Genomic DNA, 13,157 nt, shown 5'->3' on the forward strand with positions numbered 1-13,157 from the left:
CATACAAAGTCGCAAGACGCTCAGTTCCCGAGAAAGGGCCCCGTCGTGGCCAAGGCCAAGCGCCTCGTCGTGCTGGTCTCCGGATCAGGCACGAATCTGCAGGCACTGCTCGACGCCGTCGCGGCGCAGGGCGCGGAGGCGTACGGGGCCGAGATCGTGGCCGTCGGCGCCGACCGCCCGGGCATCGCCGGTCTGGAGCGCGCCGAGCGCGCGGGACTGCCGACCTTCGTCTGCCGCGTGCAGGACCACGCCTCGCGCGACGAGTGGGACCGCGCCCTCGCCGAGGCGACCGCCGCGTACGAGCCCGACCTCGTGGTCTCCGCGGGCTTCATGAAGATCGTGGGGAAGGAATTCCTCGCCCGGTTCGGCGGCCGGTTCGTGAACACGCACCCCGCCCTGCTGCCCAGTTTTCCCGGTGCGCACGGCGTGCGCGACGCCCTCGCGTACGGCGCCAAGGTCACCGGATGCACCGTCCACTTCGTCGACGACGGTGTCGACACCGGCCCGATCATCGCCCAGGGAGTGGTCGAGATCCGGGACGAGGACGACGAGAGCGCTCTACACGAGCGCATCAAGGAAGTCGAGCGCACCCTGCTCGTGGAGGTCGTGGGGCGTCTGGCCCGTGACGGCTTCACCATCGAGGGACGAAAGGTAGTCATCCCGTGACCGCGGAAAACACCGCCGGAAGCAACAAGCGGCCCCTGCGCCGGGCCCTGGTCAGCGTCTACGACAAGGCCGGTCTGGAGGACCTCGCGCGCGGGCTCCACGAGGCGGGCGTCGAGCTGGTGTCCACCGGTTCCACCGCCGCGAAGATCGCCGGTGCCGGGGTGCCGGTCACCAAGGTCGAGGAGCTCACCGGGTTCCCCGAGTGCCTCGACGGCCGCGTGAAGACCCTGCACCCCAAGGTGCACGCCGGCATCCTCGCCGACCTGCGCCTGGAGGACCACCGCAAGCAGCTCGACGAGCTCGGCGTGCAGCCCTTCGACCTCGTCGTCGTGAACCTGTACCCGTTCCGGGAGACCGTCGCCTCCGGCGCCACCCCCGACGAGTGCGTCGAGCAGATCGACATCGGCGGCCCCTCGATGGTCCGCGCCGCCGCCAAGAACCACCCGTCGGTCGCGGTCGTCACCAGCCCGGCCCGTTACGCGGACGTCCTCGCGGCGGCCAAGGACGGCGGCTTCGACCTCACGACCCGCAAGCGGCTCGCCGCCGAGGCCTTCCAGCACACCGCCGCCTACGACGTGGCCGTCGCCTCCTGGTTCGCCGACGACTACGCCGCCGCGGACTCCTCCGGCTTCCCCGACTTCCTGGGCGCCACCTACGAGCGCAAGAACGTGCTCCGCTACGGCGAGAACCCGCACCAGGGTGCGGCCCTCTACGTCGACGGCACCGGCGGCCTGGCCGAGGCCGAGCAGCTGCACGGCAAGGAGATGTCGTACAACAACTTCACGGACACGGACGCCGCGCGCCGTGCCGCGTACGACCACACCGACCCGTGCGTCGCGATCATCAAGCACGCCAACCCGTGCGGCATCGCCGTCGCGTCGAACGTGGCGGAGGCCCACCGCAAGGCCCACGCCTGTGACCCGGTCTCGGCCTACGGCGGCGTCATCGCCGTGAACCGCCCGGTCACCAAGGAGATGGCCGAGCAGGTCGCCGACATCTTCACCGAGGTCATCGTCGCGCCCGACTACGAGGACGGCGCGCTCGAAGCCCTCACCAAGAAGAAGAACATCCGCGTGCTGCGCGCCCCGAACGGCCCGTCCGCGAAGGTCGAGACGAAGCAGATCGACGGCGGCGCGCTCCTCCAGGTCGCCGACCGCCTCCAGGCCGACGGCGACAACCCGGCCACCTGGACGCTCGCGACCGGCGACGCCCTCTCTCAGAGCGAGCTGGACGAGCTGGCGTTCGCGTGGAAGGCCTGTCGCGCCGTGAAGTCCAACGCGATCCTGCTCGCCAAGGACGGCGCCTCGGTCGGCGTCGGCATGGGCCAGGTCAACCGCGTCGACTCCTGCAAGCTCGCCGTCGAGCGGGCCGGCGAGGAGCGGGCGCGCGGCTCGTACGCCGCCTCCGACGCGTTCTTCCCGTTCCCGGACGGGCCGCAGATCCTGTTCGACGCCGGCGTGCGGGCGATCGTGCAGCCCGGCGGTTCCATCCGTGACGAGCAGGTCGTCGAGGCCGCCAAGAAGGCGGGCGTGACGATGTACTTCACGGGCACGCGTCACTTCTTCCACTGACGCACGGAGCAGTGAACGGGTGAGGGCCCGCCGGTCACCGACCGGCGGGCCCTCGTCGCGACGCGGGGCGGTCAGCCCTTCACGTTCACCACGACGGTGCTCGCGACCTTGTCGTGCCAGCCCTGCATGCGGCCGGACTTGTCCCAGAACGGCGAGAGGTAGACGAGGAGCTGGCCGATGCCGCAGGCGAACGCGCCGACGGTCGGGATGACCCAGCGCAGGAACGCGCCGCCGATGCCCGGCTTCTGCCCGTCGTCCACCTTCAGGACGCGGATGCCGACCGCCAGCTTGCCCAGCGTGGCGCCGGCGAAGGCGATCATCAGCACCTCGTAGGCGAGCACGACGACCATGAACAGGGCGGCGACCGGCAGGACCCCGGACTGGAAGTCCGACACCGCGTCGTTCACGCAGGTGTCGTACGTCGGCGAGCTCGCGTCGCACGCCGTCACCTGGTCGAGCAGGTCCGTGAACTTCGGCGCGAGGAACACCGCGTAGACGAGGAAGAACAGGACACCGTCGATCAGCCGGGCGCCGAAGCGGCGGCCCATCGAGGCGAGCGGCGGGACGCCGGGGCCCATCGGGCCGCCCGGCTGCTGCGGATAGGCGCCGTAGGGCTGGCCAGGCTGCTGCGGGTAGCCGTAGCCCTGCGGCGGCACACCCTGTGGGGCCTGCTGTCCGTACGGGTTGCCCTGGGGCGGCTGCTGGCCGTAAGGGTTGTTCGGGTCGCCGAAACTCATGGCGGGTTTTCCTCCGGGGACGACAAGGAGAGAGCGGTGCCGATCATGCTTCTCAACGGACCGGGCCCCTGTCCAGCCGGTTACGGGGGCCGTTGTGCAAGTGCAACTTGGGTGAACGAGGGCCGCCCTGGAACAATGGCGGCATGACTGCCCAGATTCTCGATGGCAAGGCCACCGCAGCCGCGATCAAGTCCGACCTGACCGCCCGCGTGGCGGCGCTGAAGGAGAAGGGCGTCACGCCCGGCCTCGGCACGATCCTCGTGGGGGAGGACCCCGGCAGCCAGAAGTACGTGGCGGGCAAGCACCGCGACTGCGCGCAGGTCGGCCTCGCCTCGATCCAGCGCGAGCTGCCGGCCACGGCCACCCAGGAGGAGATCGAGGCCGTCGTCCGCGAGCTCAACGAGGACCCGGCCTGCACCGGCTACATCGTCCAGCTCCCGCTGCCCAAGGGCATCGACGAGAACCGCATCCTCGAACTGATGGACCCGGCCAAGGACGCCGACGGCCTGCACCCGATGAACCTCGGCCGCCTCGTCCTGAACGAGCCGGCTCCGCTGCCCTGCACTCCGTACGGCATCATCACGCTGCTGCGCGAGCACGGCGTGGAGATCAAGGGCGCGGAGGTCGTCGTCGTCGGCCGCGGTGTCACCATCGGCCGCCCGATGCCGCTGCTGCTCACCCGCAAGTCGGAGAACGCGACGGTCACCCAGTGCCACACCGGCACCCGTGACCTCGCCGCCCACCTGCGCCGCGCCGACATCGTCGTGGCCGCCGCCGGTGTGCCGCACCTGATCAAGCCCGAGGACATCAAGCCCGGCGCGGCCGTCCTCGACGTCGGCGTCTCCCGCGACGAGAGCGGCAAGATCGTCGGCGACGTGCACCCCGGCGTCGCCGAGGTCGCCGGCTGGATCTCCCCCAACCCGGGCGGTGTCGGCCCCATGACCCGCGCCCAGCTCCTCGTCAACGTGGTCGAGGCCGCGGAGCGGAACGCGAACGGTGTCGGCTGACGTGACCACCGGCGGGGAGAAGCACGGCACGCGCCGCTTCCCGCGGTGGACCCGCGACACGGCGCGCCCCGAGGGCGGCGGTCGCGCCGCCCCGGGCGGCGCCCCGGCGCCCGCCCGGCAGTGGCCGCTGATCGCCGTCCTCGCGGTGACCGGCCTCGGGCTGCTCCTGACGGCCTTCGACCTGTTCCGGATCGGCACGATCCTGGTCGGCGTCGCGCTGCTCGGCGGGGCCGTGATGCGCTGGGTGCTGCCGAGCGTCGGCATGCTCGCCGTACGCTCCCGCTTCACCGACCTGCTGACCTACGGGATCCTCGGGGCCGTCATCGTGCTGCTCGCGCTGATGGCCCAGCCCGAACCGTGGCTGAAGATCCCCTTCCTTCAGGACACCCTGCACTTCACCGTGCGCTGACCGGCCGGTGACGAACGGAGCGAGTCCGTCCCTGTGTGGTGATCTCCGGGCAGGATCGGGGATTTGGCCGCACGGGGGCGGATCGCGCACATAGCCTGGAAAATAGGGAGCGTCCCGGACGTCCCGGACCTGGTGCGGCGCGCGGGGGCGCGACGCGGCGCGGGTGGGGCCGGATGCCCCCGTGCGCCCCCTGCCGGGGAACTGACATCCTGGCTACCCGCATCCCAATGGGTAGGCAGTGGGGGCCGAAGCGTTGGTGCGGCGCGGGGGAATCAGGCACGTAACGGGGGGAATAGGGGGAAGGCAATGCCTCGTTGGAAGGCGCTACCGGACGAACTCGATCCGCAGGTCAAGGAGTTCGCCAGCCAATTGCGCCGGCTGGTCGACCGCAGCGGGCTCGGGATCGCCGCGCTGTCGGACCGCACGGGCTACAGCAAGACCTCGTGGGAGCGGTATCTGAACGGGCGGCTGCTCCCGCCGAAGGGCGCGATCGTCGCGCTCGCCGAGGTCACGGGCACCAATCCGATGCATCTGACCACCATGTGGGAGCTCGCCGAGCGTGCCTGGAGCCGCTCGGAGATGCGCCACGACATGACCATGGAGGCGATACGCATCTCCCAGGCCCGTGCGGCACTGGGAGAGTTCGGCGGTGACGCGCCGGGCAGCCGTGCGGCCCAGGGCGGCGGCCGGGGCGGCAGCGCCACCGCGGCCCGGCCCACCGGCGTCGCGGGCCCGGCGGGCGTCTCGCCGGCCATGGGGCACCGCTCCGACGGCTTCGGCCCCTCCGCGACCCCCGCGGCCCCGGCCGCGCCCGGCGGTGGGGGCCGCCGCGGTGGAGACGGGAACGGGGGCGGCAAGGGCAACGGGGGTGGCCGGCGCATCACCATGATCGTGGCGGGCCTCGTCGGCGCCGCGCTCGTCGTCGCCCTCGCCTACGTACTGACCAACGGCGGCGACAAGCCCGAGAAGGCCGAGCCGTCACCCACCCCGACGACCAGCGCGCCGAAGCTGCCCGCGGGCGTCGAGTGCGTGGGGGAGAGCTGCACCGGCAAGGACCCGGAGGCCATGGGCTGCGGCGGCGACCTCGCGTCCAACGGGGCGGAGGCCAGGTCCGGCACCACCGTCGTCCAGGTCCGCTACAGCAAGACGTGCAAGGCCGCCTGGGCCCGCGTCCAGGGGGCGGCCCCCGGCGACAGCGTGCTCCTGCAGTCCGGCACCGAGTCCTCGAAGAAGGGACTGGTCGGCAAGGCGGACACGGACGCGTACACGCCGATGCTGGCCGTCGGCTCGGCCGCGGACGCCAAGGCCTGCGCGACCCTCGCCACCGGCACGAAGGTCTGCACGCAGTAGCTCCGGGCTCCTGCGCGGGTCACCCGGCCGGGCCATCGCGGCGAGGGGACGCGCGCGTGCTGCGCGGGCGATGTGCGGGCGATGCGCATGGGGGCGCGCCTTCGGGGAAGGCGCGCAGTACCCCCACGGGATCGGTCACTTCAGTGGCACCCCCACGGCGGCCGCCGGCCCGACGACATCGGGCCGGCGGCCGCTTCGGTGTGAACAGGCCTGCGGTCCGTGACTCGCAGGAGTGCACTACGGTGCGGCTGTGGGCTGAGCCACACGAACCGGTAGGTCCGCCCGGGTTGGGGCGCGATAGCCTGACCGGCGGATCTCTTGATGTAGAGAGATCGATCAAAACCCCGCTGTCCTACGGAGAACGCCATGACCCGCACTCCTGTGAACGTCACCGTCACCGGCGCCGCCGGCCAGATCGGCTACGCACTGCTCTTCCGCATCGCCTCTGGCCACCTGCTCGGCGCGGACGTGCCGGTCAAGCTGCGCCTCCTCGAGATCCCGCAGGGCGTCAAGGCCGCCGAGGGCACCGCCATGGAGCTCGACGACTGCGCCTTCCCGCTGCTCAAGGGCATCGACATCTTCGACGACCCGAACCAGGGCTTCGAGGGTGCGAACGTGGCCCTGCTCGTCGGCGCGCGCCCGCGCACCAAGGGCATGGAGCGCGGCGACCTGCTGGCCGCCAACGGTGGCATCTTCAAGCCGCAGGGCAAGGCCATCAACGACCACGCCGCGGACGACATCAAGGTCCTCGTCGTCGGCAACCCGGCCAACACCAACGCGCTGATCGCCCAGGCCGCCGCCCCGGACGTGCCGGCCGAGCGCTTCACCGCGATGACCCGCCTGGACCACAACCGCGCGCTGACGCAGCTGGCCCAGAAGACCGGCGCGTCGGTCGAGGACATCAAGCGCCTCACCATCTGGGGCAACCACTCGGCCACCCAGTACCCGGACATCTTCCAGGCGTCCGTCGCGGGCAAGCCGGCCATCGAGGCCATCGGCGGCGACGAGAAGTGGCTGGCCGACACGTTCATCCCGACCGTCGCCAAGCGCGGCGCCGCGATCATCGAGGCCCGCGGCGCGTCCTCGGCCGCCTCGGCCGCGAACGCCGCGATCGACCACGTGCACACCTGGGTCAACGGCACCGCCGAGGGCGACTGGACCTCCATGGGCATCCCGTCGGACGGCTCCTACGGCGTCCCGGAGGGCCTGATCTCCTCGTTCCCCGTCACCACGAAGGACGGCAAGTACGAGATCGTCCAGGGCCTGGACATCAACGAGTTCTCGCGCGCGCGGATCGACGCGTCGGTGAAGGAGCTGGCGGAGGAGCGCGACGCCGTCCGCGAGCTCGGCCTGATCTGATCCCGGCCGCTCCACGGAGCGGTAGCCACCCGCGGCGGTTCGTCACGACCCACCGCGGGTGGCTTTTGTGTGTGGTGAGGGTGCGGGTGCGTCGTGGCTGGTCGCGCCCCGCGGCGGAGCCGCTGACAGGCACAGCCCCGCGCCCCTGAGATGCGCACTGCGTGCGCGATCTCATCGGGCGCTGAGGCATCGGGGAAATGCGGCGCGCAGCGCCATGCATTTCAGGGGCGCGGGGAACTGCGCGACCAGCCCCCACCGGCCGGCACCCGCCTACGAACCGGCACCCCGCAGACGCCCCGCGATCCAGTCCCCCACCACCGGCAACCACCGCTCCCGCACCGTGCCGAGCAGATGATCCCCGCCCGGCACCGACAGGTACTCCCCGAACGGCGCCGCCGCGGCAAGCCCCGCCCCGTTCTCGACCCCGGGGATCACATCCTCCGCCCCGTCGACCACGAGCAGCGGCACCCCGATCCGCGGCGCCGCCTCCCGGAGATCGACCCGGGCCAGAAACTCCCGCCCGGCCCGCTCCGAACCGCTCCGCAGCGCCAGCGTCTCCCGCACGAACGGCACCGTGTCGTCCCACCCCGTCAGCCGGTACGGCCCGCTGACCGTGACCGCAGCCCGGATCCGCGGTTCGTGCGCGGCGCTCCAGGCCGCGTAGTAGCCCCCGAGACTGAGCCCGACGACGGCGACGGGGACGGGGCCGCCCGGACGGGCGTGCAGGGCGTCGACGACCCGCGCCACGACGTGGTGGTAGTCGGCGTCCACCGTGGTCGTCGCAGCCCGCACCCCCTGCCCCGGCCCGTCCATCGCGAAGACCGCGACCCCGCGCGCGAGCAGCGCGTCCGCCAGGCCGTGGAACTCCTCCTTGGACGAGTCGAGCCCCGGGACCACGACGGCCACGCCCCGCCCCGCGTGTGCGGCCCCGCGCAGCCGGCCCGCGAACGAGTGGTCCTCGATGCGCACGGCGTCCGGTTCGAGGAGGGCGAGCGCGCGGTCCATCGCCTGGTCCGCCTGCTGCGCGGCGTACGCGGCCTCCTCGCGGTCGGGGTGCGGCAGCAGCACGGCGCAGTGGAACCAGCGGGCCGCCCGCCGGTACGCCTCCCCGGCCGAGCGCACCGCACCGCCCGCCTCGAACCGCTCCCCGTCCGCGCGTTGCCGACGCCCCTCGCCGATGAAGGCACCGGGCCAGTCCAAGAGGTCGGTGAGCTCGCTCGTGACGCGTTCGTACGCGTACGGGTCCAGGCCCGCGCCGTACGTCCGGGAGCGGTTCTGGGCGATGAAGTCGGGGAGGACGCCGGGCTGGCGGAAGAAGGGGGTGGGCATGAGTGCTCCGGGATTCTCAGGGTGTACTGGGGTGCAGTGGGGCGTACGCGGGTGTCTTCGGGGGCGTCAGGAGAGGGTGAGGACGGCGTTGCCGCGGATACGGCGCTCGCGCAGGTCGACGAGCGTCGCTGCGGTGTCGGCCCAGTCCGTGACCCGGCCCAGCTCGGGGCGGAGCCGCCCGCCCGCGACGAGCCGCACCAGCGCGGCCAGGTCGTCGGCGAACGACTCGGGGAAGTCCATGTAGTGGAAGTGGCGCAGCCGCGCGGACTCGGGACCCTTGAAGAAGTCGAAGAAGTCGAGGGTGACCGGGGTGCGGGAGGCCTGGCCGAACCAGATCAGCGTGCCGCCGCGGCGCAGGCGCGCGAGGGCGGCCGGCAGCACGCCGCCACCCGTCGACTCCAGGACCAGGTCGTAGGGGCCCGTCGCCGCGGCCACGTCGTGCACCACCTGCTCCGCGCCCAACTCCAGGAGCCGCGCCCCGCGTTCGGGCGAACAGGTGACCGCGGTCAGCCGGGCCCCGGCGGCCGCCGCCAGCTCGGTGACGTAATGGCCGACCCCGCCCGAGGCGCCGGTCAGCAGGACGCGACGGCCGCCCACCGGACCCGCCGCCCGCAGCAGCCGCAGCGCGGTGAGCCCGGCGAGGGGCAGCGCCGCGGCCCGCACGGTGTCGACACTGTCGGGGAGCGCGGCGAGCGCCGACGTCGGCACCGCGGCGTACTCGGCCCAGCCGCCGTCCATCGGATGCCCGACGACACGCCGCCCCGCCTCCGGCCCGCTCCCGTCGGCCGCCTGCTGCACGACGAGCCCGGCGACATCCTTGCCCGGGAGCCAAGTCGCCCCGGGCTCCTCCAGCTTGAAGGTCTCGCCCCGGTTCACGGAGTACGCCTCGACCTTGATCAGCGCCTCGTCGGGGCGCGGGCGGGGCTGCGGGCGCTCGGTGAGGACGACGTGCGGTGCGCCCGTGTGGGCCAGGCCGGTGGGTGCGTAGGCTCTCATGCGGCCAGTGGACCCGGGGCGGGCCGGGGCGGTCCAACAACCGGTGAACGGGGGCGACAACCGGTGGTTGTTCCGTAGGGTGCCTCGTGTGAACGGTGTGAACGGTGTGAACGGCGACCTCGACCTGGACCTCGATCTCGCGCAGGTGCGCGCCTTCGCCGCCGTCGCCGACGAGCGGCACTTCGGGCGGGCCGCCGGCCGGCTCGGGATCACCCAGCAGGCCCTGTCCAAGCGGGTCGCCCGGCTGGAGGGCGTACTCGGGGTCCGGCTCTTCGAGCGGGGAGCCCAGGCGGTGGCGCCCACCGCCGAGGGCGCCCGGTTCCTCGAACCGGCCCGGCGGCTCCTCGACGCGGGCCGCACCGCCGTCGAGGCCGCACGCGGCGCCGCGCCCGGCCCGCTGCGCATCGACGTCTGGGGGCACCTGTACGCACCGCTGCGCTCCGTCGCCGCGATGATCGAGGCCGCGCCCGGACTCCGGGTGGAATCGGGGGCGGGCCGCGACTACCCGTCCGTCGCCGAGGCGCTGGCGCGCGGCGACATCGACGCGGGCTTCGGCCGCGTGCACGCCCTGCCCGACGCGGGGCTGGTCCGGCGGCTGGTGCGGCTCGAACCCGTGGACGCCGTGCTCGGCGCCCGGCACCCGCTGGCCGCCGCGGACGCCCTCCGCCCCGCCGACCTGCGCCCGTACGTGCTGCGCTATCCCGCCGAGACCGTACGGCTCGACTTCCTGACCCGGTTCGCCGACCGGTTCGGCATCGAGGCGCGGCAGGGCGGGCCCAATCTCGGCCTCGACGCGTTCCTCGCTCAACTGCGGGACCAGCCCGATCAGTTCACCCTCTTCCCGGCGGACGTCCCGCTGCCCCGCGATCCCGGTCTGCGCGTCGTCCCCCTCGTCGAACCGACCCCGCTGTACGCCTGGTCCCTGGTGTGGCCCGCCGGACGCGAGCATCCCGCGATCGCCGAACTCCTGCGGGCCTGCGCCGACTTGGCGGGGCGGCGGCGATGGCTCGACCACGATCCGGTACGGGACTGGCTGCCGGACCTCGATCAGCCCTGACCCTTCGCCTTCCCGAGCCGGGAGACCTCGACCGTGTCCGACGCGGGCGGCTCCGTCACCCGTACCGGCGCGCCCTGGTCCGCGTAACGCGTCGCGAGGTCGGTGCGCCCGCCGGTGCGGGAGTACTCGATCAGGCGGGGCGGGCCGCTCGCGGTGACGAACAGGGTGACGTCCGTGCCGCGGTCGCCCGTGCCCGTGCCGGTCAGGGTGTGTCCCCTAAGCGGGACGACGCGGACGCCGTGCAGGGTGCGCGGCCGGCCCCGCTGCGTGATCGTCTCGTCCCGCGCGTCCGCGCGAAGCTGGGCCCGCAGGGCGTCCAGGTCGCACACGCTCGCGAGGTCCTTCAGTGTCGGGTCGGCGGCGGGGCCGGTGACGTAACGGCCGTCGATCCGCTCGGCCAGGGCCCGGCCCGCCGCGCCCGGCACCCGCGCCCGCCACAACGCCGCGTCCATCCGCAGCCACACCCGGTCGCCGCGGCGCAGGACGGAGGCCGCGCCGCGGGCACCGAACGTGACCGTGCCGCTGCAGTCGCCCTCCCGGTCCAGGGAGAGGTCCAGCGCGGACGGCGCGGAGCGGCCGGCGCCCTCGGAACGGTCCGTGACCGTCACATGCAGTGACGGGGCGGTCAGCAGTGCCTGCCGGGCCTGCGCGGCGAGCGCGCCGGGGGTGGTGGCGCGGGGCGCGGCGGCCGCCTTCGCGTCGCGGCGGTCACCGTCCGTGCCGCCGTCGCCACCGCCCGAGCGGGCGGTGGCGGCCAGGAGCGCGGCAGTGACCACGGCGAGGACCAGAACCCAGGCCTGGCCCGTCTGACCTGCCTTTCCCGCCTTCTCCGCGCCGGGCGCCTGCTTCCGCGACTGCTTCCGCACCTGCTTCTGTGCCTTCTTCTGCGGCTTCCCGCGGGCCTTCTTCTGCTGCGTCTTCATGCGCGTCGTCTTCAGTTGCGTACCCCTCCGGACAGAACGTTCCTCAGGGTACGTTTCGCCGGTTTCGCCGACGCGCGCGGTGACACAGCGCACTTTTGGCCATGGGTTGCGCATGCTTTGCCCACCCCCGGGCAGGGGCTTCCGACATCACCGCGGAGTGCGACTTCAGTGCGTACGAACGACCTGTGCGGTGGTCGGGGGAACTGATCTGGAACGGAAGGCGAAGCAGGACGTGTCAGCACAACACACCATCCATGTCGGCGGAGAGTGGCGCGGCGCCGCCTCAGGGGCGACCCGCGAGATCCTCGACCCGGCGGATGCCAAGCCCTTCGCCGTGATCGCCGAAGGCGGCACCGAGGACGCGGACGCCGCGATCGAGGCTGCCCGCCGGGCCTTCGACGAGGGCCCCTGGCCGCACACCCCGGTCGCCGAGCGCGCCGCGCTGCTGCGCCGCACCGCCGACCTCCTGGTCCGCGACCGCGAGAAGATCGGCCTCCTGGAGAGCCGCGACGCGGGCAAGACCGTCGAGGAGGGCCGCATCGACGTCGACTGCGTCGCCGACGCCTTCCGCTATTTCGCCGACCTCGTCGTCGGCGAGGGCGCGGGCCGGGTCGTCGACGCCGGGTCCGACGAGATCCACAGCGTCGTCGTGCACGAGCCCGTCGGCGTCTGCTCGATGATCACCCCCTGGAACTACCCGCTGCTCCAGGCCAGCTGGAAGATCGCCCCGGCGCTCGCCGCGGGCAACACCTTCGTCATCAAGCCGAGCGAGATCACGCCGCTGACCACGGTCGTCCTCGTCGAGCTGCTGGTCGAGGCGGGGCTCCCCGAGGGCGTCGCCAACATCGTCACCGGCCCCGGCGCCACCGTCGGCGCCCGCCTGTCCGACCACCCCGGCGTCGACCTCGTCTCCTTCACCGGCGGACTGGTCAGCGGCACCAAGGTCGCCCAGGCCGCGGCGGCCGACGTCAAGAAGGTCGCCCTGGAGCTCGGCGGCAAGAACCCCAACGTGGTCTTCGCCGACGCCTGCGCGACCGAGGACGGCTTCGACACCGCCGTCGACCAGGCGCTCAACGCGGCGTTCATCCACAGCGGCCAGGTCTGCTCCGCCGGAGCCCGGCTCATCGTCGAGGAGTCGGTGCGCGAGCGCTTCGTCACCGAACTCGCCCGCCGCGCCGGGAAGATCCGCCTCGGCCGCGGCACCGAGGACGGCGTGGAGTGCGGCCCGCTCGTCAGCGAGCAGCAGCGCGACAAGACCGAGTCCTACGTGGCCTCCGCCCTCGCCGAGGGCGCCGTGCTGCGCAGCGGCGGCAAGCGCCCCGAGCCCTCCGAGGTCCGCCCCGCGACCGGCTACTTCTACGAGCCGACCGTGCTCGACCAGTGCCACCGCGACATGCGGGTCGTGCGCGAGGAGACCTTCGGCCCGATCCTCACCGTGGAGACCTTCCGCACCGAGGACGAGGCCGTCGCCCTCGCCAACGACACCGAGTACGGGCTCGCCGGCGCCGTCTGGACCACCGACGCGGGCCGCGCCCGCCGGGTCGCCGGCCGGCTGCGCCACGGCACCGTCTGGATCAACGACTTCCACCCCTACCTGCCGCAGGCGGAGTGGGGCGGATTCGGCAAGAGCGGCGTCGGGCGCGAGCTCGGCCCCGCCGGACTCGCCGAGTACCGCGAGACCAAGCACGTGTACCAGAACCTGGCGCCCAAGCCGGTGCGGTGGTTCGCGGGCTGACCCCCGCCGCCTTCGCCG

The 13,157-nt window shown here is 73.1% G+C and carries 12 protein-coding genes; 8 read left to right on the forward strand and 4 right to left on the reverse strand.

The genetic code is table 11. The features are described from left to right. The first annotated feature begins 45 nt into the window (after positions 1 to 45). Together purN and purH are read left to right on the forward strand one after the other, a co-directional pair. The gene (purN, locus tag ACZ4E1_RS31650; protein ID WP_467545959.1) at positions 46 to 666 is read left to right on the forward strand and encodes a phosphoribosylglycinamide formyltransferase; all 621 of its coding nucleotides are present in this window, start codon (positions 46 to 48) and stop codon (positions 664 to 666) included. Next, positions 663 to 2,237 carry a bifunctional phosphoribosylaminoimidazolecarboxamide formyltransferase/IMP cyclohydrolase gene (gene purH / locus ACZ4E1_RS31655; RefSeq protein WP_467545961.1) on the forward strand — a complete coding sequence of 525 codons (1,575 nt, stop codon included), beginning with the start codon at positions 663 to 665 and terminating at the stop codon, positions 2,235 to 2,237. The genes purN and purH overlap by 4 nt, the downstream gene beginning before the upstream one ends. Before the next feature lie 71 nt (positions 2,238 to 2,308). Here the strand turns inward: purH and ACZ4E1_RS31660 are convergent, their stop codons facing one another. Continuing rightward, the gene (locus tag ACZ4E1_RS31660) at positions 2,309 to 2,974 is read right to left on the reverse strand and encodes an RDD family protein (protein WP_467545963.1); all 666 of its coding nucleotides are present in this window, start codon (positions 2,972 to 2,974) and stop codon (positions 2,309 to 2,311) included. Positions 2,975 to 3,117: 143 nt separating this feature from the next. Here ACZ4E1_RS31660 and ACZ4E1_RS31665 point away from each other — a divergent pair, with 143 nt between their 5' ends. The 4 genes from ACZ4E1_RS31665 (at position 3,118) to ACZ4E1_RS31680 (ending at position 7,099) form a co-directional block, all read left to right on the forward strand. Continuing rightward, positions 3,118 to 3,981: a bifunctional methylenetetrahydrofolate dehydrogenase/methenyltetrahydrofolate cyclohydrolase gene (locus tag ACZ4E1_RS31665; RefSeq protein WP_188337291.1), complete on the forward strand. Its 864-nt coding sequence runs from the start codon at positions 3,118 to 3,120 to the stop codon at positions 3,979 to 3,981. Then, positions 3,971 to 4,390 carry a DUF3017 domain-containing protein gene (locus ACZ4E1_RS31670; RefSeq protein WP_467545965.1) on the forward strand — a complete coding sequence of 140 codons (420 nt, stop codon included), beginning with the start codon at positions 3,971 to 3,973 and terminating at the stop codon, positions 4,388 to 4,390. The genes ACZ4E1_RS31665 and ACZ4E1_RS31670 overlap by 11 nt, the downstream gene beginning before the upstream one ends. Positions 4,391 to 4,696: 306 nt before the next feature. After that, a complete protein-coding gene (locus ACZ4E1_RS31675) occupies positions 4,697 to 5,740 on the forward strand; it encodes a helix-turn-helix domain-containing protein (protein ID WP_467545967.1) in 1,044 nt (347 codons plus the stop codon). A gap of 366 nt (positions 5,741 to 6,106) precedes the next feature. Next, complete coding sequence (locus ACZ4E1_RS31680; RefSeq protein WP_399129087.1) at positions 6,107 to 7,099, forward strand: malate dehydrogenase; 993 nt, start codon at positions 6,107 to 6,109, stop codon at positions 7,097 to 7,099. Positions 7,100 to 7,369: 270 nt separating this feature from the next. On the opposite strand, the gene ACZ4E1_RS31685 is transcribed toward ACZ4E1_RS31680, so the two are convergent. Together ACZ4E1_RS31685 and ACZ4E1_RS31690 are read right to left on the reverse strand one after the other, a co-directional pair. Then, positions 7,370 to 8,428, reverse strand: a complete 1,059-nt coding sequence (locus ACZ4E1_RS31685) for an alpha/beta hydrolase (protein ID WP_467545969.1) — start codon at positions 8,426 to 8,428, stop codon at positions 7,370 to 7,372. A 66-nt stretch (positions 8,429 to 8,494) separates the two neighbouring features. Further along, complete coding sequence (locus tag ACZ4E1_RS31690; RefSeq protein ID WP_467545971.1) at positions 8,495 to 9,424, reverse strand: zinc-binding dehydrogenase; 930 nt, start codon at positions 9,422 to 9,424, stop codon at positions 8,495 to 8,497. Positions 9,425 to 9,548: 124 nt separating this feature from the next. Here ACZ4E1_RS31690 and ACZ4E1_RS31695 point away from each other — a divergent pair, with 124 nt between their 5' ends. Then, on the forward strand, positions 9,549 to 10,481 hold the full coding sequence (locus ACZ4E1_RS31695) for a LysR family transcriptional regulator (protein WP_467546071.1): 933 nt from the start codon (positions 9,549 to 9,551) through the stop codon (positions 10,479 to 10,481). On the opposite strand, the gene ACZ4E1_RS31700 is transcribed toward ACZ4E1_RS31695, so the two are convergent. Next, positions 10,472 to 11,404 (reverse strand): hypothetical protein, encoded by a 933-nt coding sequence (locus ACZ4E1_RS31700; protein ID WP_467545973.1) that lies wholly within the window; start codon positions 11,402 to 11,404, stop codon positions 10,472 to 10,474. The genes ACZ4E1_RS31695 and ACZ4E1_RS31700 overlap by 10 nt on opposite strands. 232 nt (positions 11,405 to 11,636) lie before the next feature. On the opposite strand from ACZ4E1_RS31700, the gene ACZ4E1_RS31705 reads away from it, so the two are divergent. Further along, the gene (locus ACZ4E1_RS31705) at positions 11,637 to 13,139 is read left to right on the forward strand and encodes an aldehyde dehydrogenase family protein (RefSeq protein ID WP_467545975.1); all 1,503 of its coding nucleotides are present in this window, start codon (positions 11,637 to 11,639) and stop codon (positions 13,137 to 13,139) included. Positions 13,140 to 13,157 lie beyond the last annotated feature (18 nt).

It is taken from the genome of Streptomyces sp. NPDC025806 (assembly GCF_055558275.1).

Bases quoted from the DNA above. Each gene is read 5' to 3' on its own strand.
- ACZ4E1_RS31685 (WP_467545969.1), bottom strand. From the start codon at position 8,428: ATGCCCACCCCCTTCTTCCGCCAGCCCGGCGTCCTCCCCGACTTCATC.
- ACZ4E1_RS31680 (WP_399129087.1), top strand. From the start codon at position 6,107: ATGACCCGCACTCCTGTGAACGTCACCGTCACCGGCGCCGCCGGCCAG.
- ACZ4E1_RS31690 (WP_467545971.1), bottom strand. From the start codon at position 9,424: ATGAGAGCCTACGCACCCACCGGCCTGGCCCACACGGGCGCACCGCAC.
- ACZ4E1_RS31665 (WP_188337291.1), top strand. From the start codon at position 3,118: ATGACTGCCCAGATTCTCGATGGCAAGGCCACCGCAGCCGCGATCAAG.
- ACZ4E1_RS31660 (WP_467545963.1), bottom strand. From the start codon at position 2,974: ATGAGTTTCGGCGACCCGAACAACCCTTACGGCCAGCAGCCGCCCCAG.
- ACZ4E1_RS31700 (WP_467545973.1), bottom strand. From the start codon at position 11,404: ATGAAGACGCAGCAGAAGAAGGCCCGCGGGAAGCCGCAGAAGAAGGCA.
- ACZ4E1_RS31675 (WP_467545967.1), top strand. From the start codon at position 4,697: ATGCCTCGTTGGAAGGCGCTACCGGACGAACTCGATCCGCAGGTCAAG.